The organism is Tetragenococcus koreensis (genome assembly GCF_003795145.1).
Taxonomy (GTDB): Bacteria; Bacillota; Bacilli; order Lactobacillales; family Enterococcaceae; genus Tetragenococcus; species Tetragenococcus koreensis.
Genome location: NZ_CP027786.1, coordinates 2,152,575 through 2,179,446 on the forward strand (window position 1 = coordinate 2,152,575; position 26,872 = coordinate 2,179,446).

Below are 26,872 nucleotides of genomic sequence, written 5' to 3' on the forward strand. Positions count from 1 at the left end.
ATAACTATGAAAAAAGGATTTGTATTTGATTTAGACGGTGTCATCACTGACACCGCTAAATTACACTATGTCGCTTGGAAAGATTTAGCTGCAATGCTCGGAATCGAAATTGACCTCGCCTTTAACGAACAACTCAAAGGGGTGGGCCGTATGGATTCTTTAGAAAAAATTTTAGCCTATGGTGGAAAAAAAGATGATCTTTCTTTAGCGCAAAAAGAAACACTAGCAGAAGAAAAAAATAACCATTACGTAGAATTACTACAAGATTTAGCGCCTAAGGACCTGTTACCAGGATTCAAAGAATTTTTAGATTCTGCTAAAGCACATCACATACCTTGTGCTGTGGCTTCAGCTTCAAAAAATGCCCCATTTATCTTAAAAAAATTAGAAGTTTTTACTGAGTTTGATGCTATCGTTGATCCAGCTACGTTAGCAAAAGGAAAACCTGATCCAGAAATTTTTATTCGTGCTGCCCAAGCAATTCATATCGCTCCAGAAGAAGCTGTGGGTTTTGAAGATGCGCAAGCCGGTATTGAGGGGATCAAAGCTTGCGGTATGTTTGCTGTAGGAGTTGAAACAACCGAGCCTTTACATCAAGCAGACTTACGCGTAAAACAATTAAATGAACTTTCAGTGGAAGAGTTACTTCAAAAATAGCGAATTGCTTTTCCTTTTTGCTATAGCTATAATAAACGAAAAGGAGGCAACATTCCGATGAATAAGTTCAAAGAAATATTTCTAGACTTAGAACAAAAAATATTGTCTGAAGAATACCCGCCCCATTCTTTGCTTCCAAGTGAAAACCAACTGATCAAATTATACGATGTGTCTAGAGAAACAGTACGTAAAGCATTAAATTTGTTACGAGACGCCGGCTATATCCAAAAAAAACAAGGAAAAGGTTCCATTGTTTTAGATATCAATCGTTTTGATTTTCCAATTTCTGGTCTAACTAGTTTCAAAGAATTGCAGACGACCCAACATATTGCCAGTGAAACAAAAGTTGTCGAATTGCGAAAAATTGCTGTTTCTGTAAAGCTGCACGAGATTACTGGCTGGCCGGTAGCCAAAGAAGCGTGGAAATTAGTTCGACAACGTAAAATAAATGGTGAAGTTGTCATTTTAGATAAGGACTATCTTCTTGCTGATATTGTACCGGACTTACCTAAGGACAAAGCACAAAATTCTATCTATGATTACTTCGAAAAGGATTTGGGCCTAGAGATTGCTTATGCCCAAAAGGAAATTGCCGCTGATCCTGTTAATAAAGAGCTCAGAGATTTGATGGACTTGCATTTAGAGGATCGTCATGTTGTTACTGTTAGAAGTTTAGTCTATTTAGAAGATACGCGCTGTTTTGAATACACAGAATCAATCCATCGTCTAGACAAGTTCCGTTTCGTTGATTTCGCTAGAAGAAGAAAAACATAAAAAAAAGGACAATCTTTAATGTTAAGATTGTCCTTTTCTTTATGTTTTATTACTTCGCATATTCAGTTGCTCGTGTTTCCCTTATAACAGTAACTTTGATATTTCCTGGATAATTCAGTTCGTCTTCAATTTTCTTACGAACATCACGAACCAAACGAATCGCATCCATATCAGAAATTTCTTCTGGTTTAACCATGACGCGTACCTCACGTCCGGCTTGAACAGCAAAACTATAAGAAACACCCGCAAAGCTATTAGAAATATTTTCCAAGTTTTCTAAACGACGAATATAATTTTCTAACGACTCACTACGTGCGCCTGGTCGAGCTGCAGAAAGTGCATCTGCCGCGGCTACTAAAACAGAAATCACAGAAGTTGCTTCTGTATCCCCGTGGTGTGAAGCAATCGCATTAATTACGATTGGGTCTTCATTATATTTAGCAGCTAATTCAGCCCCTATTTGTACGTGAGAGCCTTCAACTTCATGATCCAAAGCTTTTCCTATATCATGCAAAAGACCTGCTCGCTTAGCTAATTGAATATCTTCGCCTAATTCAGCAGCCAACACGCCAGTCAATTTTGCCACTTCAATAGAATGATTCAAAACATTTTGTCCATAACTCGTTCTAAAATGCATCCGTCCTAAGACTTTAATCAAGTCTGGATGTATGCTATGTATCCCGAGGTCAAAGACTGTTTGCTCGCCATATTCACGGATACGTCCATCCATTTCTTTACGAGCTTTTTCAACCATTTCTTCAATTCGAGCTGGATGAATACGTCCATCTTGAATCAATTTTTCCAGTGCCATACGCGCTGTTTCACGTCGAATTGGATCAAAACCTGATAATACAACTGCTTCTGGCGTATCGTCGATAATTAAATCAATCCCCGTTAATGTTTCAAGAGTACGAATATTGCGTCCTTCACGACCAATAATACGACCTTTCATTTCATCATTTGGTAAAGTAACTACAGAAACTGTCGTTTCAGAAACTTGGTCAGCGGCACAACTTTGAATGGCTAGCGATAGAATATCTTTTGCTTTGCGATCAGCTTCGTCTTTAGCTCGCTGTTCTGATTCTTTCACCATCACAGTTAGTTCATGATCCAACTCTTCTTCGGTTGATTTCATGATCATATCTTTTGCGTCTTCTTTTGACAACGCAGCAACTCTTTCAAGTTCACTTTGTTGTTTTTGAATAATTTCTTCGATCTCTTTTTCTCGCTCGTCAATTAATTGTTGTTTTTCACTGGCGTTATTTTCTTTATCCGTCAATGATTGTTCACGTTTCTCCAAAGAATCATCTTTTCGATCAAGTAATTGTTCTCTTTGCAGTAAGCGATTTTCTTGCGATTTTAATTCACGTTTATTTTCTTTCAACTCACTTTCAATTTCTGACCGGTATTGCTGATTTTCTTCCTTAGCTTCTAACAACGTTTCCTTTTTCAGAGTTTCTGCTTCTTTTTTTGCACTAGACAAAATACTGTCAGCGCTTTGACTAGCAGCGTCTATCCCTTTTTGATGACGAGATTTTGTATAAAAAACTCCGCATAAAAGTCCGACAATTAAACCGATGATAGCGAGGAGAATGTTAAGTCCCATTGGTAAATCACCTCCATACTATCTTTTTATTTTCAAATTTTGTAGTTTTTTGATAAACATACTTACAAATAAATTACCAATATGCCTACTTGCATATGTGTGTAATACACACAATTTAATTCTAATGTTTGTAGTAAGGAGTGTCAACTTAAAAAATAAGAGATGTTGACTAATTAATTGTCTGCTTTACTTATTTCAACCTAAAAAAACGCTTTTTATGGTAATTATAGTTACCACAAAAAGCGCAATATTGTTTAATTTTTTTCTGCTTGTTCTTCTAATGGAAGTTCTTCTTGTCCTTCCTCTACTTCTGAGTCATCTTCAGTTCCAATACCAAAAGCATTACGAACACGAGTTGATATTTCAGCAACCATCTCAGGGCGATCTTTCATATATTTTTTCGCGTTCTCCCGCCCTTGTCCAATCCGGTCTTCCTTATAAGAATACCAGGCGCCAGCTTTATCAATGATGTCTTTTTCTACGGCCATATCCAATAATTCACCAACTTGTGAAATACCTTCACCATACATAATATCGACTTCTGCTATTTTAAATGGGGGAGCAACCTTATTTTTTACAACTTTAAGTTTAGTACGGTTACCAATAATATCTGTACCCGTTTTTAATTGTTCAGCACGACGAACTTCTAAACGAACCGTTGAATAAAATTTTAGTGCACGCCCACCAGGTGTCGTTTCCGGACTTCCGAACATCACACCGACTTTTTCCCGAATTTGATTAATGAAAAAAGCGATCGTTTTGGTTTTATTAATCGAACCGGACAATTTACGTAAGGCTTGTGACATCAAACGGGCTTGTAAACCGACGTGGGCATCTCCCATTTCGCCATCAATTTCAGCTCTTGGAACTAAGGCAGCCACAGAATCGACTACCACAATGTCAACTGCCCCACTTGAAACTAACGCATCAGCAATTTCCAAGCCTTGTTCACCAGTATCTGGTTGTGATAATAATAATTCATCAATGTTAACACCCAAGTGTTCTGCATATTGTGGATCCAGTGCATTTTCTGCGTCAATAAAAGCCGCTGTGCCCCCTTGCTTTTGTACTTCAGCTACAGCATGTAAGGCAACGGTTGTTTTACCTGAACTTTCAGGTCCATATACTTCTACAATACGACCTCGTGGGTAGCCGCCGACTCCTAATGCAACGTCTAACGCAAGTGAGCCACTAGGGATAGTTGAAATTCGTTGATCTGCTTTTTCTCCCAATTTCATTATAGCGCCCTTGCCAAAATTCTTCTCAATTTTTTTTAATGCAGTATCTAGTGCTGCTTTACGGTCATCTGCCAATTAAGATAAACCTCCTTATATTCTTAAAAACTATTTATTTGTTCATTCAATTGTATCCCCATCATAGCTTTTTTTGAAAAAAAAAGCAAGAAAAAAGCGAACAAATATTCGTATTTATTTTATTAACTTTCTTCTTAACAAATCTAAGCCAGTCATTACTGCACTATTGCGGATATAATTCCGATCACGCGCAAAATGGTACAGGTGACTCTCTACTCCATCTTCAGTTGCTAGACCGATCCAAACGGTTCCCGCTTTATGCCCTTCCAATGAGTCAGGTCCTGCTACCCCTGTAAAAGAAAGCGCAAAGTCACTACCCGCTAGTTTTCTAGCTTGTAGTGCCATGGCTTCGGCACACTCTTTGCTAACCGTACCATATTTTTTTAACATTTCTGAATCAAGTTTAAGAAATTGTAATTTAGTCGTTTCTGAATATGTCACAAACCCGCCGGAATAGACTTCAGAAACGCCCGAAATACTGCCTAATGTGGCTTGAAAGCTACCTGCGGTTAAGCTTTCGGCTGCACTTACTGTTTTTTGTTTCCTTTTTAGTAGATCAACAACCACTTGCGCTAAAGAATTGTTTTCTCCATAACCATAAAAGTAGTCGCCTACTCGCTCTAAAATTACTTTTTCCATCTGGTCAAGTTTTTGTTTCCCCTGACCTTCATCTAATGTACTCACCGTTAAACGCAAGGTAACTTCGTTAGGCTTAGCATATGATGCAAGTGTTGGATTGGTTTGTTGTTTAATTAGATCGGCTAATTTAGTGACAAGTTCTGACTCTCCAATGCCATAAAAACGCAGCACACGTGAAATTAAGCGTTCGTCTGATTGAAAATGACGTTGCAATAAAGGAATGGCTTCGTTAAAAAACATAGGCTCTAATTCATTAGGTGGACCTGGTAATAGCAAATAAGATTTTCCTGACTCAGACTGGTAGAAAATACCCACAGCTAGACCCGTGCTGTTTTGTAAAGATTCTCCATCTTTAAAAACGAGTGCTTGCAGGCGATTATTTTCCGTCATCGGACGTTCCCGTTTTTCAAAAAATGCTAATAAATTTTGATAACCCCTTTCATCAGCCACTAACTCTTGTCCAACATGTTTAGCTGTGACTTGTTTTGTCAGATCATCATCTGTAGGGCCTAAGCCACCACATAAGACAATCAAATCGCTTCTTTGGTCTGCTAGCCGTAATACCTCTTCCAAACGTCTTGGATTATCACCTACCACACTTTGGTAATAAACTTCGATGCCTAACCCAGCTAGTTCTTGTGCTAAAAATGTTGTGTTCGTATTATTAATTTGACCCAATAAAATTTCAGTACCTACTGCTATGATTTCTGCTTTCATTTTCCACGCTCCTATTATTAAATACGCAAAAAAGTCTCATTTCCATTTTAAAATAAATAAATTTTTTTCTCTAATTTTTTAATTTGCTAAAAAAGCAAATGGGCAAACGTTACAATAACGATTGCCCATCCGAACTTTTTTATTTTTCATTCATATTTTTACATCGAGCCTTTGAACACGCCCGCATTTTTAATAAAGTAATCCACTCCTGAATATAGAGTGAAGAACAAACAAATGTATAATAGAATTTGTCCCAATGGTAAAGCGATCAAATTAAATGGTATATTATCAATATATAAAAAGATGATAGCAAACATTTGAGTGGCTGTTTTAATTTTTCCTGGCCATGCTGCTGCCATTACGCTACCATTTTGCTCAACGATTAGTAAACGTAAACCAGTAATTGCTAGTTCACGACACACAATAATAGCCACGATCCAACCTGGCGCTTTACCCAGGTCAACCAATAAAATAAACGCCGTCATGACCAGCATTTTATCTGCCAACGGATCGGCAAATTTGCCAAAATTGGTCACCAGTCCTCGTTTACGCGCGATTTCTCCATCAAGCCAGTCAGTAAAACTTGCCCCTGCAAAAACCACTGCTCCTACTAGATTGGTTATTTCCAACTGTGTATTGCCAACAGTTAATACGCCCCAATCCATCGGGGCAACAACGATTACCATAAAAACAGGGATCAATAACATTCTGATAACAGTAAGCTTATTTGGTAAATTCACTTTATCCCCCTCATATCGCTGATAGAATCAGTGATACATTCCTTTCTTTTTATTATTCAAATTCCTCACTTAATCTTGGTAGGTTACCTCAAAGTTCAAATCCTTTTGCAACGCTTCGTAGTCAGGGTCGTCAAAATCAACTTCTTCATCATTTACTTTGACCCCCACGTTTCCACTCGCTCCCAAGGTCATAACAAAATTTTCTGTCCCTTCTGGTAGCGTTGTACTTTCAGATTGTCCTGGTTCTAAGGTCTCCTGTATAGCATAGTCGCCATTAACAGACACACCCACCCAGCAACGTCCATCTTCTCCTGTTACTTCCAATTCTAATGGGTCTTCGGCATTTGTCACCCGAATTGTTGCTTGTGATTGAGTTGAGTCTTCCATCGCAACTTCCATTTGTTCTTCTTCAGAAGAACTAGTTGTTGTCTGACTTGTCTCTGTGCTTGCTTGCTCAGACGATTGCTCCTGTTCCGTTGTAACAGAGCCATCCACTTCTATAGAAGAAGCAGTCTGACCAATTACCGGATCAGAATTACGATCTTGCCAAGCAACATAAGCGATTACACCTACAATCATGAATGCAATGACGCCCAATAGGACCACTGGTAGATAATCCCGAGTTTTTTTAGCACGAGGGTTTTCTTCGTGTAATGCTTTTCTAGAACCTTGTACAGTTTCAGGTTTTGCTCGTTTTGACTCTGGCTCAAAACTATCTTTTCCGTCATAAACGTCGACTAAAAAATTACCGTTTTCGCCGACAGCTGAAGCATATTGCCGGATAAACGAACGTACGTAGTAAGTTCCCGGTAATGCTTCAAAGTTTCCTTTTTCGATCGCTTCAAGGTAACGTTTTTGAATTTTTGTTTTTTGTTGCAGCTCATCAATACTGATGTTTTTATTCAAACGAGCTTGCCGCAATCTTTCGCCAATTATGATTTCATTGCCCACGCGTACATCTTCTCCAGTCTTTTTTTATCAATACTAATTTTAGAATACCATAAAAAAGCCCGGCAAAGTAAATAATTCCTCTACTTTCAAACAAATTTTAAACTTCTTTTTCTGATCTTAAATAAAACTTTGCAATGGCTTCTTTTTGCAATAAACGCTGTCCTGCATCAAGACAATCTTGCAATTGAATCGAATGAATAATCTCGGGTACATCAAATAAGGTTAATTGGCCAAAAAGGTCTTGCGTAAATTGGTTTGCAATATATTCTAATGAATTAAGAGATTGAAAATATCTTCCTAACATTTTCTTTTTTAATCGTGCTAAATTTTCTTCATTGACTTCTTTTTCATTAGCAAAATTTAAAATAATCTGCTCAATTTCGGCAAAGAATTCTTCTGGCCGTTCGGTGTCACTAGAAAAATCAGCCAAATAAAAACTACGATCAAGTAAAAATTCGAAACCGAAGCTATCATCAATAATGCCTCCTTGGTACAAACGTAAATAATTTTTACTAGTATCTCCTAGAAGTAACTGTAACAATAGGTTGATTGCCGTCCGGAAACGCAACTGCTCTTTATTTCCTTCAGGTAGATTTTCTTCAAATCCCTTTACACCAAGAACAACTTTGGGACGACTCACTGGCATAGTAGCAGATGAGTAACTCACAATGTCTTCTGAGGTTTCTTGTGGAAAATACCGCTTGATCTGGCGAATCTCAGGAAAAGTTTTTGCTACTTGATTTTCCTTAATCCAAGACATTGTTTCTTGTGGATCAATATTTCCTACCACAAAAAGTATCATATTGCTAGGATGATAAAAAGTTTGATAACTTTCATATAGATCAGCAGCAGTAATTTTATCTATACTGTCAACTGTACCAGCAATGTCGATATGAAGTGGATGTTTGGGATAAAGGTTTTGTAACAGACCAAAAAACAAACGCCAATCCGGATCATCTTGATACATTTGGATTTCTTGACCAATAATCCCTTTTTCTTTTTCCACAGTTTCTGGCGTAAAGTAGGGAGCTTGAACAAAATCAAGTAGGGTTAATAAGTTTTCTTGGATATGATCTGTGGCAGAAAATAAATAACTCGTTTTAGTAAAACTAGTAAACGCATTAGCTGAAGCGCCTAAACGGCCAAATTCTTGAAAAATGTCGCCTTCTTTTTTCTCAAACATTTTGTGTTCTAAAAAATGAGCGATACCATCTGGTACTTTTTTACGTTTTTCACCTTGATAACCAAATTCATTATCAATCGAACCATAATTAGTACTAAATAACCCATAAGTTTTATGAAAAACTCTTTTAGGTAAAATAAACACCGTCAAGCCATTGGCAAGAACTTCCGTATATAATACTTCATTGAGATCAGGATAAACTTTTTTATTCATGAGACACCTCCTTATCTATTGTAAAAATTGCTTGCAATTGGAGATCTTCCGCTACTTTTTTTACATCTGCTTTAGTTACTGCCATAATCTTCTTTTCAAATTCTTCTTCACTTTCTACTAACTTAGACAACCACTGTTCTAAATAAGCGATTTCGATTAAACCGCGGGAACTGTCTAAAGAAAGTAAAAACTGATTTTTTAACATAACCTTTGTTTGTTGAAGTTCGCTTTCAGTAAACTCGCCCTTTTTCAAACTGTCTAATTGTTTTTCAATCAACGAAAGAACGCGTTGGCGATTCTTCCCATCAATACCCGTCTGTACTGTAACAAGTCCACGAAATGAATCGAATGTACTAGAAGCATAATAGGCTAAACTCGCTTTTTCACGCACATTTATAAACAATTTGGAATGCGGAAAACCACCAAATAAACCATTGAAGACTAATAAAGAAAAACGCTGTGGGTCATTATAATAAATAGATGTTTGATAAGCTAAATTCAATTTAGCTTGAATCACAGGTTCATATAAGACTTCTTCTTGTACCTCTGCCTTTAGTTCTTGTTGATAAAACATATCAGGTTGGTGGAATGTTCGTGATGTAAAAGGTAATGTGCTTATTGTTTTTCTTACTTTTTCTTCTTCAACATCGCCAACCACAAAAATATCAATCTGATCTTGCGTCATCATTTCTTGATAGGTTTGCACTAAATCATAAGCGCTCAGATCCTTTAGATCTTCTTTTGTTCCAAAGCTAGGCGTCTTTTGGTCGATATCATCAGCGAAATAAAGCTCTTGCAAACGTAAAGCAGCTAGTGTTTGTTTATCTTCTTTCAAGCTTTCTAAATAATCGCTCAAATTTTCTTTTTCTCGTTGAAAAGTATCAAAGTCAAAGGCATTATTTTTTATATTTGGCTGAAATAAAATCTCTTTAATAAAGTTCACACCTTCTGCGAAAATCTCTTGGTTATGGATATACTTTCCATTTACCAAATTCATCATTAAATTAACTTGATGAACATTCCCCTTTTTTCCAACATTTAACCCAAAACTGGCACCATATAGGTCAGCTAATTTTTCGCTTAGTTTTGTATGATCAGGATAATTAAGGCTATTTGTTTCCAGTAGACTAGTTAATAGCGTCCGTTTAGCAGCAACTTTTTTACTATGTTTAGTCGAAAAACGAAAGAATAAACGAATCGTTTTGAATTTTTCGGTAGGGATAACTGTCAAATTTACGCCAGGTTGCAGTGAAATGGCCATTTTCTATGCTCCTTGAATTAATTTATGAATAAGATACGTTCTTATTAAAGGCAATTATAACATACTTAACCTTTAGAAAAGAAAAAATCAATTTGCTAAACAATCAGCTATTTAATGCTATCTTCTAAGATAAAACAATTTATTTTAAAAAAATAAAGCATTTCGTTATACTAAGAATCAGAAAATAGGAGGTGTAAGTTTGAAAAGAGTTTTTTCGGAATTTAAAGAGTTTATCCTAGCTGGTGACGTGTTAGATTTAGCAGTAGGTGTTGTGATTGGAAGTGCCTTTACCGCTATTGTTAACCAAGTTGTTGAAGGATTAATCACACCGCTAGTCGGTTGGCTTGTAGCTGCTATTACAGGGACTAAGGACCTGGAAAGCTCGTTGTCTGTATTGGATTGGTCACCAAGAGCAGGAGTTACGTTCCAATTTGGCGATGTTGTCAGTGCAATTATTACCTTTATCATTACTGGCTTTATTTTATTCTTAATTGTCAAAACGGCTAATAAAGCGAACCTTACGCAACAAGAAGAAGCAGCGCCAACTGCTGAAGAGTACTTAGCAGAAATTCGTGATTTAATGCGTCAAGAACAAGGTTTACCAGTTGAAAGTGACGAAGATAACCAAGTAGAAGAGACTGAAGAAACTGATAAAAAAACAGATTCTGAAGATACTCAAGAATAAAAAAATAGGAAAAAGTAGTGAAAACCGCTACTTTTTCCTATTTAACAAAAGAGTCTGCCTTTAAGCAAATCCTCTCTGTCAATCTTAAATTAGATTGCGTCAGAGAGGAACTCAATTTCTACTGTTTTGGTTAATACATCTGAATAGCTATAAGAAACCCGTTCAAATGAATTTTCTTCTGGGTCCAAATCCACAACAAAAACTGCTGGATAAGTTTCTGTTAAAACGCCCCGACGTTGTGTCTGACGTTTTCTTCCTGTTTGAGCCACTAGCATAATTTTACTGCCAATGCGCCCTTCCAATGCTTTTTTAATCGTTGCTAGAGTCGTTGGCATTACATTCACCTCAAACTCCATTATACCACAAATTGTTTGAATTTTAAAGTATACCATAAAAACTAAAAATTTGACAATAACTTTTTGCAAATAATTAACAAAAAATATTCAAAGATCAGGCAAAGCTAACTGCTGTGTAATTTTTCTTTTTGAGCGGTCATAAGCACTACGCAAAACATCAGATTTGTGTGGTGAGGGAGACGTTACGTTTCCATAAAAGAAGCCGCAGAAAGCTTCACTTTCTAACTCAGTTAATAGTGATTCACTTTCTTCTAATGTTTCTTGAACAATTAGTTGTTCTAAAGGATCGTCTGTATATGAACGTTGGATGATTCTTTCTTTTAAATTATCTACAAAAAAGTTTTGATTGTATGAAACTAAACCTTCTGAGCTTTTTCTCTTATAGGCGCAGTTTTTACGTACTAAACTTACAATTTCATTTTCAAAAGAGCGTTTAAAAAAACCACCTAATGTTGTTTCTTGTTCCCCTTTGTATTCATATAGACAGCGATTAAATATGATCAGTGCTTCTTGGAACCAATCCTGCTCATCAAAATCACGCAAAAAATACCTCGCTCTTATAGAACGAATTACGGGTCGATAACGATCAAATAGTTCTAACAAAGCTTCTTCATTTCCTCTTCTGGCTTTTACAATCAATGTTTCGTCCATAAAAAAAGCTCCCTTCATTCTCATATCGATGAAAAGAGCGTATCATTGAAAAAAGCCAGCGTCTCTCATTTGCCTATGCAATTTTTTACCAGGCTTTTAATAAAATATTCAGCTTAATTCTTTTAGTTTTTTTTCTAGTTCTTTTAACTGTTCTTCATTCCAAGGTGAGTTCCGACGATAGTCAGTGTACTTTATTGATTCTTGATGTCGCTGAATTGCTTCTTGGGTTTTTTTTACTGTTTTATATAATTCTCTAGCAGGAACGCGTAAGGCACCTTGTGAGAAGACGACCCATTGTTCAGCTAAATCACTTGTAGCTACGGATACTTGAGTCATAATATCATTGAGCTCACCAGCAATTCTTTCAATATAACTATCGGCAGTTTCTCCTTCCTCAGTAAAAACAACTTCTAGTTGATATTTCGCATAATTTTGCGTAATTCCAGGAACAAACTGGGCATCAAACACAACAATAATCGGTAACTTTTCATATTTTGCATAATTTGATAGCACTTGTAACAGTTCTTCTCGAGCATCTTCCATCAAATCTTTATTTTTTAACTGAACAAGTTCAGGCCAAGAACCAATCATATTATAGCCGTCAACGATCAATAATGGTTTTTTCATGGTCTCACTCATTTCGTTTTACGAAAGCTTCATACATTAGTATACCGCTTGCCACCGAAGCATTTAAACTTTGTACATGTCCTGTCATAGGAATAGTCAGCATTTCGTCCACTTGTTTTTTTAATCCAGTATTCATCCCGTGTCCTTCATTACCAACAATTAGACCAATTGCCCCTGTAGCGTTCCATTTATGATAAGAAGTACCATTCAAATCTGTTCCAAAGATCCAGAATCCTTTTTCTTTTAATTCAGCAACTGCCTGCGTTAAATTTGTCACACGTGCTACCGGTACATATTCAACTGCACCCGTTGAAGTTTTGACAACAGCAGGTGTAATACCGCAAGCTCGATGCTTAGGAATAATTATTCCATCTACTCCTGAAGCATCCGCTGTTCTTAAAATCGAGCCAAAATTATGCGGGTCTTCAATATGGTCTAACAACACAAAAAATGGTTCTGGTTTACTTTGCTCGATTAACTCATTTAATGACAGGTATTGGTAAGGCGTAACTGCTAAAACAACTCCCTGGTGAACACCGCCTTCACTCATTTGATCCAATTTTTGCTTAGGCACCCATTTCACGGGTACAGAATGTTCTTTTGCGAGTGTTTTCAATTCTTCAATTTTTGTTCCACCGGCATCTTTTAACAAGAATAGTTTATTGCCTCTAGCTTTTTTTAACGCTTCTTGTGCTGCATGGTGGCCAAACACAAAGTCCGTATCATTTGGTTCGGTATTTTGCATTTTTGTTTCACGTGTAACTTTTTTTGCTGGTTTCTTTTTTTCTTTTTTCACTTTACCACCTTCTCAAAAAGTGGGTTGAGAAAGCTTATCTCTTCTCTTAACCACTTACAATTACTTATTAATTTTATATCACTTGATCGTCTACATCATATCACTTTTTGTTATATCAAGCCATTTAACGGATGTAATAGAAGACTAGTCCCTTATGCAAACAAAGCAGACAATTGCTACACTTATCTGCTTTGTTATTGCTAAACTACGATTCTTCAATTTTTTTAATACACCAAGCAATTAATTCTTCTAAACGCTGCGTTTGTTTTGATAAATGCAGATACCCCATTAAGCTTTCAAATCCAGTAGACATACGGTAAGTTTTAATATCTGTATTTTTGGCGCTCGTATGGCTTTTACTATTACGACCACGGCGATAGTAGTTGTCTTCTTCTTCTTGTAAAATCTGTTCATCTAACATCTGTTGAATTAAAAAGGCTTGTGCTTTAGCTGATACATAGTAGGTCGCAAAACGATGAAGTTGGCTTGGACGTGTTTTACCAGCGGCCACCAAATGATCGCGGATATAAACTTCATAAATCGCATCGCCAACATAAGCTAAAGCTAAACCATTTAATTGTTGATAATCTGTCATGATTTTCTTCTCCATCTAGTCCCTTGTGGCGTATCTTCTAAAATAATTCCTTGCTCTTTTAACTGATCGCGAATTTCATCACTGCGGGCAAATTCTTTATTTTTTCGGGCTTCATTACGTTCTATAATCAATTGATCGACTTGCTCATGAGCTAAGTTTTCTTCAAAAACAATCCCAAAAATAGCGATTAATTCCACAAAATGGTCTAAAGCAAACTTTAATACCTCATAGGAAACAACTGCTTGATCAACATAACGGTTAATCCATTTAGCTATTTCATAAACGACTGTAATGCCATTTGCCGCATTAAAATCGTCATCCATTTCTACAATGAATTGATCAACTAATTGGCTAAACTCACTTTTTTTGCTCCTATCATCAGCTAAACTGGTTGTTGCATCATTTAACCGAAACACAGCATTTTCATAAGCATTTTTTAGGCGTTGCAAGTTATTGCTTGCTTCTGTTAAGGTTTTTTGACTGTAGCGAATAGGACGTCGATATTGTGTAGTTGATAGGAAGAAACGAATAACTTGTGGGTCTATTCGTTGCACAATTTCATGAACTGTCACAAAATTCCCCAATGATTTACTCATTTTCTCATCATCTTCACCGATAGTCACATACCCATTATGCATCCAATAATTAGCAAATGTTTGGCCTGTTTTAGCTTCACTTTGTGCAATTTCATTTTCATGATGCGGAAACTCTAAATCTTGCCCGCCACCATGGATATCAATTGTATCTCCTAGTAATTGAGTTGCCATCACAGAGCACTCGATATGCCAACCAGGTCGCCCATCTCCCCAAGGAGCTTGCCAAGATATCTCGCCTTTTTTTGCGTTTTTCCATAAGGCAAAATCCAAAGGATCCTCTTTTAATTGCTGTTCGGCGCCCGTGCGTTTACTAGCGCCCACTTCCAATTCATCAACCGATTGGTCACTTAAACGGCCGTATTTAGAAAACTTACGGGTCCGATAGTAAACGTCGCCATCAATTACATAAGCATATTCTTTATCAAGCAAAACTTGAATGAAATGAATGATATCTTGCATATAATCAACAACACGCGGGTGATGTGTTGCTGGTTTTACGTTCAATTTGGTTGTATCTTCTTCAAAAGCCTTAATAAACCGTTCGGCGACCTCAGGCGTTGTTATCTCTAATTCCTTAGCTGCTCGGATGATTTTGTCATCGACATCAGTAAAATTCGATACATAATTTACTTCATAACCACGAAATTCCAAATAGCGGCGGATAGTATCAAAAGAAACCGTACTTCTGCCATTACCAATATGAATATAATTATAGACAGTTGGTCCACAAACATACATCTTAACCTTGCCTGCTGTAATCGGATGAAACTCTTCTTTTTCTCTAGTCAGTGTATTGTATATTTTGATCATTTAAAATACTCCTTTCCTACTAAGTTGTTAAAAATAAGCGCCTTTCAAGTAGGTTAAACTAACCTATCCGAAAGACGCTTATACACGTGGTTCCACTTTCATTTGCAATTATTTCCTCATGAAAAGCGTAACGAACTTTCTCCGTCTTTGGTTTTGCCAAAGCCACTTACAGGTGCATTTCTTAAACTTTTTTTGACCGCCTCGCAGCAAAAGCCGTCTCTCTGTGAAAAAAAGATTAATACTTCGTCTGTTCATCGTGTTTACAGTATTTCATTCAAATGTGCTAATGCTTTTTCTCTACCTAATAATTCAATAGTATCCGGTAATTCTGGTCCATGCATCGCACCAGATACCGCAATTCGAATCGGCATATATAAATTCTTGCCTTTTGAACCTGTTTCTTTTTGGACATCCTTAATTGCTTTTTTAACAGTCGGAGCATCTACTATCTCCAATTGTTCTAATTGCGCTTTAAATGCATTAAGAACTGCCGGAACATTTTCACCTGCCAACACCTCTTTAGCTGTATCATCTAAAATAGGATGTTCGTCGAAGAAAAGATAAGTTAAATCAACAATTTGAGCAGCATAGCTCATTTGGGGTTGATACAAGCTAACTAGTTTTTTCACCCATGCCAAGCGTTCAGAACTAGGGTTTTTTTCTATACGTCCATCTGCTTGTAAATAAGGTAAACACATATTTGTTAGTGTATCGATATCTAATTGTTTAATATAATAATTTCCGATCCATTCTAATTTTTTAGCGTCAAATGAAGCCGGCGATTTACTTAAACGACTTGATTCAAACATATCAATAATTTCTTGTTTTGAAAAAATTTCGTCTTCGCCTTTAGGCGACCAACCAAGTAAGGCAATGAAATTCAACATTGCTTCAGGTAAGTAACCTAGCTGACGATATTCTTCAATAAATTGCAAGATTGATTCATCACGTTTACTCAATTTTTTGCCCGTATCGGCATTGATAATCAACGTCATATGGCCAAACTTCGGAATGGGCCAGCCAAATGCTTCATAAATCATCATTTGCTTGGGTGTATTCGCAATATGATCGTCGCCGCGTAAAACATGCGTAATTCCCATCATATGATCATCTACAGTTACCGCAAAATTATAAGTCGGCATGCCATCTTTCTTTTGAATAATAAAGTCGCCACCTACATTATCTGATTCAAAAACAATTTCATCTTTTACCAGATCATCAAAACGATATTCAGTATTCTTCGGCACACGGAAACGGACAACTGGAACGATTCCTTGAGCTTCTTTTGCAGCTTGTTCTTCTACGGATAGATGAGCACATTTACCGCTATAATGAGGAATTTCACCTCTTGCTTTTTGAGCGTCTCTTTCTTCTTCTAATTCCTCTTGCGTACAATAGCATTTATATGCTCGATTACTAGCTAACAACTGTTCAATCAGTGGCAAATAGATATCTTGCCGTTCTGACTGACGATAGGGACCATAATCGCCCGGTTTTTCTGGTGATTCATCCCAGTCAACGCCTAACCAAGCTAGGTTATCCAATTGGCTTTTTTCTCCGTCTTCAATGTTTCTTTTTTGGTCGGTATCTTCGATGCGAATAATAAAATCGCCATCCATATGGCGAGCGTATAAATAATTAAACAAAGCGGTTCGAGCATTGCCTATGTGTAAGTGCCCCGTGGGGCTTGGTGCGTACCGCACACGTACTTTCGTCATTTTCATCTTCCTCTTCTTTTTAAATCTTAAAGGTTTATTATTTGATATAAGAATAACTATTCAGCTAAAATTGTACATTTAAACGGCGGATTAGTAAAGCCTAACGGCTACCTAATCCGCATTTATCTCGTAGTTACTTCACTTTATTTTTCTGAGTTTTGATTGTCAAGACCTCGTCCGGCATGGGCCGGCTTAGCAAAAATCATACGGCCAGCAGCGGTTTGCAGGGCACTCGTTACAATAACACGCAATCGTTCGTTCATATAATGCATGCCTTCTTCTACCACGACCATCGTGCCATCATCTAAATAAGCCACTCCTTGCTGTCGTTCCGTCCCTGCTTTTATGATCATAACTTCCATTGATTCTCCAGGGATAACTACCGGTTTAACTGCATTTGCCAACTGGTTAATATTTAGTATTGGCACATTTTGAAACTCAGCCACCTTGTTTAAATTATAGTCATTTGTTACCACGATACCATCTAACAATTTGGCAAGTTTTAACAGCTTACTGTCAACTTCTGAAATATTTTCAAAATCACCATCATACATTTCAACAGCAATGCCATCTTCTTTTTGTAAAGAATTTAAAATATCTAACCCTCTACGACCACGAACCCGTTTTAAACTATCACCAGAATCGGCAATATACTGCAGCTCGTACAATACAAAATTAGGAATCAGAAGTGTTCCTTCAATAAAACCAGTTTGTGCGATGTCATAAATACGCCCGTCAATAATAACACTGGTATCTAATATTTTATATTTATGAAAAGGATCTTCTACCTTACGATCAAGTAATTGCTGGCTTTGCTGCTCATTTTTCTTTCCACGGGGAGCAAAAAGCTTCTTCCATTCCTCAATTCTGGTCACCCCGACTTGAAAACCAAAATAGCCGAATATAATCATCAACATGAAAGGTACAATACTGTTAACAAAGGGCACTTCCCAATTATAAAACGGAATTGAGACTATCACACCCATAATCAATCCCAAAATCGTCCCGATAACGCCAAACAAAAGATAGGTCAAGCTAAATCCACTCAGCCATTTTTCGATTTTTTGAATCCCGGTTGAAATCATATTAGTTACCAATAATGAAAACAAATAAAAAATAAGTGCACCAATCAAACTATTGGTTACATTATTATTCAACCAAGCATTTTGCTGCTGTCCGATCATTTCCCAACCTAGGGGCAATGAAGAAATACCCAAACTGGCACCAGCTAATACCATTAAAACAGTAATGACTCGTTTTTGCATATACACACCTCCGTTCGTCTACTCTTAGCGAAATACACGTTTTAATGCTTCATCCAGCGTCGCTACACCCACAACTTCGATGCCTGCTGGCGCTTGCCAGCCGCTTAAATTATTTTTGGGTAGATAAACTCTTTCAAAGCCTAATTTTTGTACTTCTTTTACACGTTGCTCAATGGCACTGACACGACGGATCTCTCCTGTTAGTCCAATTTCGCCAATAAAGCACTCCGTGGGTTTTGTTCCTTTTTCTTTATAACTAGAAGCAATGCTAATAGCTGTGGCTAAATCAATTGCCGGTTCATCTAATTTTACCCCACCGGCTGCTTTTAGATAAGCATCTTGGTTTTGTAAAAGTAAACCTGCTCGCTTTTCTAACACCGCCATAATTAAAGAAACCCGGCTAAAATCAAGGCCAGTCGTAGTTCGTTTAGCATTACCAAACATCGTTGGAGTAACTAATGCTTGAATCTCAACTAAAATAGGACGAGTACCTTCCATTGCTACAACAATAGCTGAACCGCTAGTCCCTTCCAGTCGTTCTTCTAAAAAAACTTGCGAAGGATTACTAACTTCTTTTAATCCTTGTTCATACATCTCAAAAATACCAATCTCATTCGTTGAACCAAAACGATTTTTTACTGCCCGTAAAATGCGAAATGATTGATATTTATCCCCTTCAAAATATAAGACAGTATCGACCATATGCTCAAGCATGCGAGGACCAGCAATCGATCCTTCTTTAGTCACATGGCCCACCACGAAAATGGCGATTCCATTTGACTTAGCAATTTTTAATAATTCAGCCGTCGTTTCTCGAACTTGACTAACACTTCCAGCGACGCTTGAGATATCTGGCTGTGTCATAGTCTGTATAGAATCAATAATCACATAGTCTGGCTGCAATTTTTCGATCGTATCACGAATATCTTGCATATCTGTCTCAGCAAATAGATAAAAGTCATTATCTTCATCGCCTAAACGCTGCGCGCGCATTTTTATTTGTTCTGCACTTTCTTCTCCAGAGACGTAAAGCACTTTACCGCCAGTTGCTGCCAGTTGTTGTGACACCTGTAAAAGTAAGGTAGATTTACCAATACCAGGATCGCCGCCTAACAGAATCATCGAACCTGGGACAACACCGCCACCTAACACACGATTTAACTCATCTAAAGAAGTTTTTACTCGCGGTTCCTTTCTAGGCGTGACATCTTTTAAAAGAGTCGCTTGCATTTTTTCTCCAGTCAACGTGGATCTTGTTCTGCGATCAGTAGTATCTTGAATTTTTTCTTCTACCATTGAATTCCAACTGCCACAATTGGGGCATTTTCCCAAATATCTAGGCGAAATATACCCGCAATTTTGACATTCAAATTGTGTTTTTGCCTTTTTTGCCATAGTTTCCCTTCTTTTATTTCGCTTGGTCAGACGAACCTAAACCACCCGTGCGATCATGATCAGTTTGATCTTGGTCTGCTTTTAAAAATGGTAAGAAAATTCCTTGGCCGATTCGTTCGCCTTTTTTTATGACTACATCTTTCAAACCAAAATTAGTAAATTGGAACATAATATGTCCTTCATTTGCTGTGTTGTTATAATAATCGCTATCGATAACGCCAATTCCGTTTGCAACAAGTAAAAAACGTTTTAATGGATTACTGGAACGATTGGCCAGTTGTAAAAATTCATCCTCCATCATATACGACTTAACCCCTGTGGGAACTAAGACTGGTTTAATCTTTTTTTCTGTTGCTGCATTATCATTGATTTTTCTGGTTAAAAGTTGCTTCCATATACTTGGGATCACGACTTCTGCTGCAGCTTCAAAATCATAACCAGCAGAATGATGCGTGGCTCGTTGTGGCAAATGGATCTCTTTGTTTATATAATCTGTGACGATTTCAAATCCTCTTTTTTTCATAACAACCCTCCATAAAGACTACGCCTATTTTACCATATCTTTGGCAAAAAACTGAGTGTCTTTCTGTTTTCTAAAAATTTCTCAAGAATTAACAAATAAGTTAGTTATTTTTTATGTATATTGTCTTATTTTTGCATCTTTTTACCCAACGCGTTAGGATGAAATTAAGAAAAGAAAGGAAGGTATCACAAATGACAAAAAACATTCTAGATGAAACAACCACATTAAATAATGGTGTCAAGATGCCGTATTTTGGTTTAGGCGTATGGAAGACCGATAATCATACCGCACAAAACTCAGTGACCGAAGCAATCAAAAATGGTTATCATTTGATCGATACCGCCAAACAATACGGAAACCAAGCGGGCGTTGCCAAGGGAATCCGCGAAGGTTTACGACAAACAGGTGGCAACCGTAAGGACTTATTCATCACAACCAAGGTATTTAATGGGGACGCTGGCTATGATTCAACGTTACATGCTTTTTATGATACATTGCATGAGCTACAATTGTCTTATATTGATTTGTATTTAATTCATTGGCCAGTAGACGGACAGTATATTGATACTTGGCATGCTTTAGAAAAATTATATAAAGATGGTTTAATTCGGGCAATTGGCGTTTCTAATTTTGATAACGAACGATTACAAAATTTGTTAGATCATGCTAACGTCACACCAGCTGTTAACCAAATGGAATATAACCCATTAAACCAGGAAAAAGAAATCCATGAAATGGCACGAATGACTGGAATTCAATTAGAAGCTTGGTCGCCCTTAGGTGGCGGGGAAGCACTAAATGATGCAACCATTAACCAATTAGCAGAAAAATATCATAAATCAGCTGCCCAAATTATTTTGCGTTGGAACTATCAACAAGATGTTATCACTATTCCAAAATCTACTCATAAAGAGCGTATGATTGAAAATAGTCAAATCGCTGACTTCGAATTATCCAACGAAGATGTCCAAAAAATCCAAGAAATGGATAAGAAGAAACACTCAATTTGGTATGATGAGTTCGATTGGCATAATCCAACCGATCCTAATAATACTCCTGAGACAGTAGAAGTTTGGGACGATACAGAGCAATATAAAAATTAAGCAAAAACAAAGAGACTTATATCACAGCCCCTTTGTTAATAAAATATCCGAACTATAAGAGAGATTATCCCTGCCATTACTCGTCGCAAACTCACGACCATTAGGAAATCTCATCAAATATAGTCCGGATATTTTTGTCTTATCTTTACTTATGTCACAGCCTTTTTCATTATTCTTCTGTGGGTTTAATTGCTACTTTTTTTGGCACATTTTTTTGTTTTATACAAAATTTATACCAAGCATATACAAAAATCCCCAAAATGATGAAGCCACCATAGCCAACTGCTGGATACACAAATCCAATAACGTTTGTAAATCCACCAAAACTTAGAGCAAAAGCTGCTATTGAAGCTGCTAATAATACATAACGAAAATTCTTCTTGTTTGGTGTAATAAAACTAGTTGAAAATGAATATAAAACGCTCATTGCTGTATTCCAAATTTCAAAGAAAATTAAAATTGACATAATAAGACCCACCCATGGTTGAATCAAACGAGCCATTTGAAGCATTGGTAGATCAAAGGTAGCTACTTGTGCAGAAGTTGCAAATAAAGTTAAATTAATTAAAACAATTAGACATCCAACTACAATACCTCCAATTAATCCGCCATGACGGGCAACTTTTTTGTCTTTTTCTACGCCACCTAGAAGAAAGGCAGTTGCAACACCTGTAGTTAAGTTTACTGAAGCATAGTTTAATACACTGACCCACCAATTAGGTAATGGGGAAGTCAATTCTAATGCGTCTGCATTCATAGCAGCAAAATCCCAATCTGCTGTTGAAAGCGAACGAAAACTAATAACGATAACCAAAATAATTAAAAAAGGGGCAATCGCTCCAATAGCGCCAACAACTTTTTCTGTATTCATCATCCCTACCAAAAAAACAAGGGCTACACAAATTAAATTTCCTAACCAAATAGGCCAACCAAATTGTTGGTTCAAATTACTGCCAGCGCCTGCTACCATTACGACGCCAATTCCGAATAATGTTAACAATAAAAAGATATCAATTACACGATTGGTAATCGGTGAGACAATATGGTTTAATACGTCGCGATGCGAATAGGCTTTGAAAAAATGACCCATATCAACAATAACAAAACCAAAAAATCCAAAAATGAAAATAGAAACTATCGTTCCAACGATCCCCCAAATACCAAAACTAGTAAAATATTGCAGCATTTCTTGTCCAGAAGCAAACCCTGCACCAATAATAATTCCTGTAAAAGCCATAGCGATTTTAAACTTTCTCATATACCTACCAACCTTTCTAACAACTAAATTACTGGCACAAAACTACCAGCCTTGCCCAGATACATCGTAATCCTCTAATTTTCCTTCTGCCAATTCATTCATGGTTTCTTCAATTAAGTCCAAAGCTTTTACTAATTCTTGATCCGTAATAACTAACGGTGGTTGAAAACGCAAAACACTCTCACCAATAGCAATCAAAACAGCCCCTCTTTCGAACAAACGATTGCAAATCTTTAGAGCTGCTTGGCTATCCTTTGTTTTGCTTTTTTTATCTGTCACAATATCAATGCCTATTGATAAACCCATCCCACGTACGTCACCAATAAACGCATACTCGTCTTTCCACTTTTTCATTCGTTCTTGTGCTATTTTACCTTTACGTGTACTTTCTTGCAGCAGGTTGTCTTCTTCAATCATGGCTAAAGTGGCTAAAGAAGCAGCACAGCAAACTGGATTAGCTGCAGTTGTAAATACGTGGGCAGGTGCTTCTAAGCTGTCCATAATTTCTTTACGCCCCACAATGGCAGATAAAGGCATTCCGCCAGCTAATGACTTACCATAAGCAACTAAGTCTGCTTCAACATCAAAGTGTTCTGTTGAACACCAAGTCCCTGTCCGTCCAAGCCCTTGCTGCACATCATCGACAGCAAATAAAATCCCATGTTTATGGCAAAGGTCATACAAGGCTTTAAAATAACCCGGCACAGGTTCTAATAAACCGCCATCTCCTTGTAATGTTTCAATAACAACACAAGCAATTTCTTCTGGCGGTAGATAGGTCTCCATCATTTGTTTAAATGGTGCTAAGTATTCTTCAATCGAATTAGGTTTCGCTTGTCCATACATCCCGCGGTAATTATCTGGAAACGGTATGTGTTCAATGTTAGGTACGAATGGCCCCATTTTAGCGCGCATTTTGACATTAATTGCTGACATCGAAATCGAACCATAAGTAGAACCATGGTAAGCATTTTGAAAAGTAACGATATTTGGTCGATCAGTATAAGCTCGCGCATATTTCATGATTCCATCACATGCATCAGAACCGGTTAATCCAAAAGTCGCTTTTTTGGCAAATTGTCCTGGTGTGATTTCACATAATTTTTCCGCTAGCTTAATTGCCGGCTCATGGTACATATAAGCCGGGGTATAATGGACCATTTTATCCGCTTGTGCTTTAATCGCGTCCGTAATCTTTTTAGGTGAATGCCCTACGTTAATTGCACTAGCACTAGCTAATAAATCAATATATTCTTTGCCTGCAAAATCGACTAAGGTTGCCCCTTTAGCATGATCGATTAATAATGGATAGTAAGAAATCCTTCCTGCTTTAGCAAAATATTGTTCATCTTTTTCCATCAATTCTTCATATGTTGCCATATATCACACCTCCTGATTAATATAAACAAACGCAATTATTCCATTTTTCTGACTTTTCCAATTATTTTTATCATGAATTAAGTTCAGATAAGTGGTCGTTTCATTTATTATTCAATAAACTAACACCATGACGTAGCCATGTCAATTGATTTTCTGAATTTTTCGAATATTCAATAAAGTAACTTCGATTCTAAACTTTCTCTAATATTTTTTGTATAATAAATGACGAAAACCTTATTTGTTAGTACAATAGATAATAACGAAGGAAAAATGGAGAAGATTATGTGTAAGGAAAACAAAGACCCAAAACGCATCGTAGTAAAAGTTGGTACGACCACTTTGATTTATCCAAATGGGAATATAAATTTAGGCAGTATTGATGAATTAGCTTTTGTCCTAAGCGATTTGAAAAATCGTGGAAAAGAAATTATTCTAGTTTCCTCAGGAGCAATTGGCGTAGGATTAAACCAATTACAATTAAATCAGCGACCTGTTTCCATTCCAAAGCAACAAGCTGTGGCAGCGGTTGGTCAAGCTGAACTAATGGATATTTACAATCAGCGTTTTCAAGTATACAGCCAGCAAATTGCCCAAGTGCTTTTAACCAGAGATATTGTAGAATATCCAGAAAGTCGCAACAATGTAATAAATACCCTAGAAGAGTTACTAAGCATGGGAATCATCCCTATTATTAACGAAAACGATACAGTAGCAGTTGATGAATTGGATCATTTAACAAGATTTGGTGATAATGACCGGCTTTCAACTATTGTTAGTGAATTAACGCATGCTGAATTATTAATTATGCTTTCAGATATTGACGGTTTTTATTCTGATAATCCTTTGAAAAATACACAAGCGAAACTTCACCGACGAGTTACCAAAATTGATGATAACTTAATGAAACAAGCTGGTGCCAGCAACAATCAATTTGGTACAGGTGGTATGGTCAGTAAACTCAAAGCGGCCAAACGTGTGTTAGATGTAGAGGGTAGTATGGTGTTAGCAAATGGAAAACGTCCTAAAGTTATTTTTGATATTTTAAATGGCGCAGATATTGGCACGTTGTTTAAGGGGGAATCATCTTGACAGATTTACAATTATTAGGAAAACAAGCAAAAAAAGCAGCTACTCAATTAGGTTTGTTAGATACAAAACAAAAAAACCGATTTTTAGAATATATGGCCGCAGCAATCGAAGAAAACACGGAAGAAATTTTACAAGCCAATCAAATGGACCTCGAGCAGGCAGATGAAAATGAAATAAAAGAAGTAATGAAGGATCGCCTACGACTAACAAAAGATCGTATCAAAGAGATGGCAGACGGTATACGTCACGTAGCCCAATTGGATGACCCAATCGGTACCATCGAACATATGTGGAAAAATGAAGATGGCTTGACGATTGGCCAAAAACGAGTCCCTATCGGCGTCATTGGTATCATTTATGAATCTCGTCCAAATGTAACAACGGATGCAGCCAGCTTATGCTTTAAATCTGGTAATGCCGTTATTTTACGGGGAGGCAAAGAAAGTTTTTATTCAAATCAATTGCTGGTTAGTATTTTACAAGAAGCCTTAGAAAAAAATCATTTCTCTCCACATGCGATTCAATTTATTGATGACACAGCTCATGAAACGGCCAATGAAATGATGCAAATGACTGACTTTCTAGATGTTTTGATTCCTAGAGGCGGCGCTGGTTTAATCAAGCACGTCAAAGAAAATGCGAAAGTTCCAGTGATTGAAACAGGAACTGGCAATAACCATATTTATGTTGATAAAGACGGACAACTTGATATGGCTACTGATATCGTGGCCAATGCCAAAGCACAACGTCCTTCAGTTTGTAATGCATGTGAGACACTTTTGATCCATAAAGAAGTGGCTGCTTTCTTCTTACCCGCAATGGAAGAAAGCTTAATAGATCTAGGCATTGAACTGCGTGCTGACGAACGTGCTAGTGAATATCTTCCTTCCGCAACATTAGCAACAGAAGAAGATTGGTCTACAGAATTCCTAGATTACATTCTAGCGATAAAAGTAGTTGATTCCATCGACGAAGCCATTACACATATTAATCATTATAATACAAAACATTCAGAAGCAATCGTAACCGATAATTATTTTGCTGCGCAAAAGTTCTTAAATGAAGTCGATGCTGCTGCGGTTTACGTCAATGCTTCCACACGCTTTACCGATGGTCTCGTATTTGGCTTCGGAGCTGAGATTGGTATCTCCACCCAAAAATTACACGCTAGAGGGCCGATGGGATTAAAAGCATTAACTAGCACAAAATATATTATTTATGGCGATGGTCAAATTAGGGAATAAGTTTCACGTGAAACAAGCTTTGATCTTATACTTTAGTTTATTCAATAATTAGCCCCAGTCCTTGTGCGATCGTAATGGCCTGTTCTTGATTTACTTTCAATCCTTTGATAGTTTCTTGTGATAGAGCAATGCTATCAAAATAATTGGTTGTCAAATCAAGACCGGCCATGTCGGTTAAAAACCAATTCGAATGACTCAGTTGGTTACTTTGCATATCCAAATTTTTCCAGCGTGTTTCATTAAATTCCGCTTCATTTAACGCACAGTTGCTAAATGTAACCGTCTTTAAATTGGCATGGCTGAACGAAGCGAAATTAGTAAGGCAATCATCAAATGTACAGTCACGCAAATAACTTTCAGCAAAATTGGTTCCAATCAATTTACATTGACGAAAAATAACTTGATGAAAACTAGCGCCTATCCAAGCTAAATTAGAAAAATCACAATGGTCAAAAATGACATTACTACACTCAAAACGTTCTAATTGAGTGTTTTGCATAATAAGATGATTTAACTCAGATTCTCGCAAAACCATATTTTTAGCCGACAAATAGCTCTGATCGCCATCTTTTATTTTTAAACCAGAAAAAATGGACTCATCTTCAAGAAAAAAATCTCCCGCTGTTAAAGTTGGAAGTTTTGGTGATAATGGTACTTTGGAATTTACTTTTTTCATATGTTGGTTCTCCTTTTTTAAACTATTCTATTATTCTAACAGAACTTACTG

The 26,872-nt window shown here is 37.0% G+C and carries 26 protein-coding genes and 1 other annotated feature; of the genes, 6 read left to right on the plus strand and 20 right to left on the minus strand.

The genetic code is table 11. The features are described from left to right. The first annotated feature begins 6 nt into the window (after positions 1-6). The gene (gene pgmB, locus C7K43_RS10300; RefSeq protein WP_124006768.1) at positions 7-657 is read left to right on the plus strand and encodes a beta-phosphoglucomutase; all 651 of its coding nucleotides are present in this window, start codon (positions 7-9) and stop codon (positions 655-657) included. Between the two features lie 57 nt (positions 658-714). After that, complete coding sequence (gene treR / locus C7K43_RS10305) at positions 715-1,431, plus strand: trehalose operon repressor (protein ID WP_124006769.1); 717 nt, start codon at positions 715-717, stop codon at positions 1,429-1,431. A gap of 49 nt (positions 1,432-1,480) precedes the next feature. Here the strand turns inward: treR and rny are convergent, their stop codons facing one another. From rny to yfmF, 7 genes are all read right to left on the minus strand, one after another. Continuing rightward, positions 1,481-3,037: a ribonuclease Y gene (gene rny / locus C7K43_RS10310; protein WP_124006770.1), complete on the minus strand. Its 1,557-nt coding sequence runs from the start codon at positions 3,035-3,037 to the stop codon at positions 1,481-1,483. A gap of 254 nt (positions 3,038-3,291) precedes the next feature. Further along, a complete protein-coding gene (gene recA / locus C7K43_RS10315; RefSeq protein WP_124006771.1) occupies positions 3,292-4,350 on the minus strand; it encodes a recombinase RecA in 1,059 nt (352 codons plus the stop codon). Between the two features lie 114 nt (positions 4,351-4,464). Beyond that, the gene (locus C7K43_RS10320) at positions 4,465-5,706 is read right to left on the minus strand and encodes a competence/damage-inducible protein A (protein ID WP_124006772.1); all 1,242 of its coding nucleotides are present in this window, start codon (positions 5,704-5,706) and stop codon (positions 4,465-4,467) included. A gap of 158 nt (positions 5,707-5,864) precedes the next feature. Beyond that, on the minus strand, positions 5,865-6,446 hold the full coding sequence (gene pgsA / locus C7K43_RS10325) for a CDP-diacylglycerol--glycerol-3-phosphate 3-phosphatidyltransferase (RefSeq protein WP_124006773.1): 582 nt from the start codon (positions 6,444-6,446) through the stop codon (positions 5,865-5,867). A 69-nt stretch (positions 6,447-6,515) separates the two neighbouring features. Then, entirely contained in the window at positions 6,516-7,397 is an 882-nt protein-coding gene (locus tag C7K43_RS10330) for a helix-turn-helix domain-containing protein (RefSeq protein WP_124006774.1), read from the minus strand. 97 nt (positions 7,398-7,494) lie between these two features. Beyond that, entirely contained in the window at positions 7,495-8,793 is a 1,299-nt protein-coding gene (gene yfmH / locus C7K43_RS10335; RefSeq protein WP_124006775.1) for an EF-P 5-aminopentanol modification-associated protein YfmH, read from the minus strand. Next, positions 8,786-10,054 carry an EF-P 5-aminopentanol modification-associated protein YfmF gene (gene yfmF / locus C7K43_RS10340; RefSeq protein ID WP_124006776.1) on the minus strand — a complete coding sequence of 423 codons (1,269 nt, stop codon included), beginning with the start codon at positions 10,052-10,054 and terminating at the stop codon, positions 8,786-8,788. Before yfmF ends, yfmH begins: the two co-directional genes overlap by 8 nt. A 199-nt stretch (positions 10,055-10,253) precedes the next feature. On the opposite strand from yfmF, the gene mscL reads away from it, so the two are divergent. Beyond that, positions 10,254-10,739, plus strand: a complete 486-nt coding sequence (gene mscL, locus C7K43_RS10345; RefSeq protein WP_124006777.1) for a large conductance mechanosensitive channel protein MscL — start codon at positions 10,254-10,256, stop codon at positions 10,737-10,739. Between the two features lie 89 nt (positions 10,740-10,828). On the opposite strand, the gene C7K43_RS10350 is transcribed toward mscL, so the two are convergent. The 10 genes from C7K43_RS10350 to C7K43_RS10395 form a co-directional block, all read right to left on the minus strand. Continuing rightward, positions 10,829-11,074, minus strand: a complete 246-nt coding sequence (locus tag C7K43_RS10350) for a Veg family protein (protein ID WP_124006778.1) — start codon at positions 11,072-11,074, stop codon at positions 10,829-10,831. Positions 11,075-11,182: 108 nt separating this feature from the next. After that, positions 11,183-11,746 (minus strand): sigma-70 family RNA polymerase sigma factor, encoded by a 564-nt coding sequence (locus tag C7K43_RS10355; RefSeq protein ID WP_124006779.1) that lies wholly within the window; start codon positions 11,744-11,746, stop codon positions 11,183-11,185. A 108-nt stretch (positions 11,747-11,854) separates the two neighbouring features. Beyond that, entirely contained in the window at positions 11,855-12,373 is a 519-nt protein-coding gene (locus C7K43_RS10360) for an NYN domain-containing protein (RefSeq protein WP_124006780.1), read from the minus strand. A gap of 4 nt (positions 12,374-12,377) precedes the next feature. Then, positions 12,378-13,118 (minus strand): 23S rRNA (guanosine(2251)-2'-O)-methyltransferase RlmB, encoded by a 741-nt coding sequence (gene rlmB, locus C7K43_RS10365; RefSeq protein ID WP_226996783.1) that lies wholly within the window; start codon positions 13,116-13,118, stop codon positions 12,378-12,380. A 256-nt stretch (positions 13,119-13,374) separates the two neighbouring features. After that, positions 13,375-13,764 carry a Mini-ribonuclease 3 gene (locus tag C7K43_RS10370; protein WP_124006782.1) on the minus strand — a complete coding sequence of 130 codons (390 nt, stop codon included), beginning with the start codon at positions 13,762-13,764 and terminating at the stop codon, positions 13,375-13,377. Continuing rightward, positions 13,761-15,170, minus strand: a complete 1,410-nt coding sequence (cysS, locus tag C7K43_RS10375) for a cysteine--tRNA ligase (RefSeq protein WP_124006783.1) — start codon at positions 15,168-15,170, stop codon at positions 13,761-13,763. The genes C7K43_RS10370 and cysS overlap by 4 nt, the downstream gene beginning before the upstream one ends. Before the next feature lie 67 nt (positions 15,171-15,237). After that, positions 15,238-15,434 (minus strand) — a binding site (T-box leader). Further along, a complete protein-coding gene (gene gltX, locus C7K43_RS10380; protein WP_222591143.1) occupies positions 15,431-16,888 on the minus strand; it encodes a glutamate--tRNA ligase in 1,458 nt (485 codons plus the stop codon). It overlaps the preceding feature by 4 nt. Before the next feature lie 143 nt (positions 16,889-17,031). Further along, entirely contained in the window at positions 17,032-18,153 is a 1,122-nt protein-coding gene (locus tag C7K43_RS10385) for a PIN/TRAM domain-containing protein (protein WP_124006785.1), read from the minus strand. 24 nt (positions 18,154-18,177) lie between these two features. After that, on the minus strand, positions 18,178-19,548 hold the full coding sequence (gene radA, locus C7K43_RS10390; protein ID WP_124006786.1) for a DNA repair protein RadA: 1,371 nt from the start codon (positions 19,546-19,548) through the stop codon (positions 18,178-18,180). A gap of 13 nt (positions 19,549-19,561) precedes the next feature. After that, on the minus strand, positions 19,562-20,071 hold the full coding sequence (locus tag C7K43_RS10395) for a dCTP deaminase/dUTPase family protein (protein ID WP_124006787.1): 510 nt from the start codon (positions 20,069-20,071) through the stop codon (positions 19,562-19,564). Between the two features lie 191 nt (positions 20,072-20,262). Between C7K43_RS10395 and C7K43_RS10400 the strand changes: the two genes are divergently transcribed. Beyond that, positions 20,263-21,174, plus strand: coding sequence for an aldo/keto reductase (locus C7K43_RS10400; protein WP_186810678.1), 912 nt, complete (start codon positions 20,263-20,265; stop codon positions 21,172-21,174). 169 nt (positions 21,175-21,343) lie between these two features. Here the strand turns inward: C7K43_RS10400 and C7K43_RS10405 are convergent, their stop codons facing one another. Beyond that, complete coding sequence (locus tag C7K43_RS10405) at positions 21,344-22,432, minus strand: YkvI family membrane protein (protein WP_124006788.1); 1,089 nt, start codon at positions 22,430-22,432, stop codon at positions 21,344-21,346. A 42-nt stretch (positions 22,433-22,474) separates the two neighbouring features. Further along, the gene (locus tag C7K43_RS10410; protein WP_124006789.1) at positions 22,475-23,812 is read right to left on the minus strand and encodes an aspartate aminotransferase family protein; all 1,338 of its coding nucleotides are present in this window, start codon (positions 23,810-23,812) and stop codon (positions 22,475-22,477) included. Positions 23,813-24,094: 282 nt separating this feature from the next. Here C7K43_RS10410 and proB point away from each other — a divergent pair, with 282 nt between their 5' ends. Both proB and C7K43_RS10420 read left to right on the plus strand, forming a co-directional pair. Then, on the plus strand, positions 24,095-24,901 hold the full coding sequence (gene proB, locus C7K43_RS10415; protein WP_124006790.1) for a glutamate 5-kinase: 807 nt from the start codon (positions 24,095-24,097) through the stop codon (positions 24,899-24,901). Next, a complete protein-coding gene (locus C7K43_RS10420) occupies positions 24,898-26,145 on the plus strand; it encodes a glutamate-5-semialdehyde dehydrogenase (protein WP_124006791.1) in 1,248 nt (415 codons plus the stop codon). The genes proB and C7K43_RS10420 overlap by 4 nt, the downstream gene beginning before the upstream one ends. A 37-nt stretch (positions 26,146-26,182) precedes the next feature. Here the strand turns inward: C7K43_RS10420 and C7K43_RS10425 are convergent, their stop codons facing one another. Then, positions 26,183-26,821: a pentapeptide repeat-containing protein gene (locus tag C7K43_RS10425; RefSeq protein ID WP_124006792.1), complete on the minus strand. Its 639-nt coding sequence runs from the start codon at positions 26,819-26,821 to the stop codon at positions 26,183-26,185. Positions 26,822-26,872: the final 51 nt, after the last annotated feature.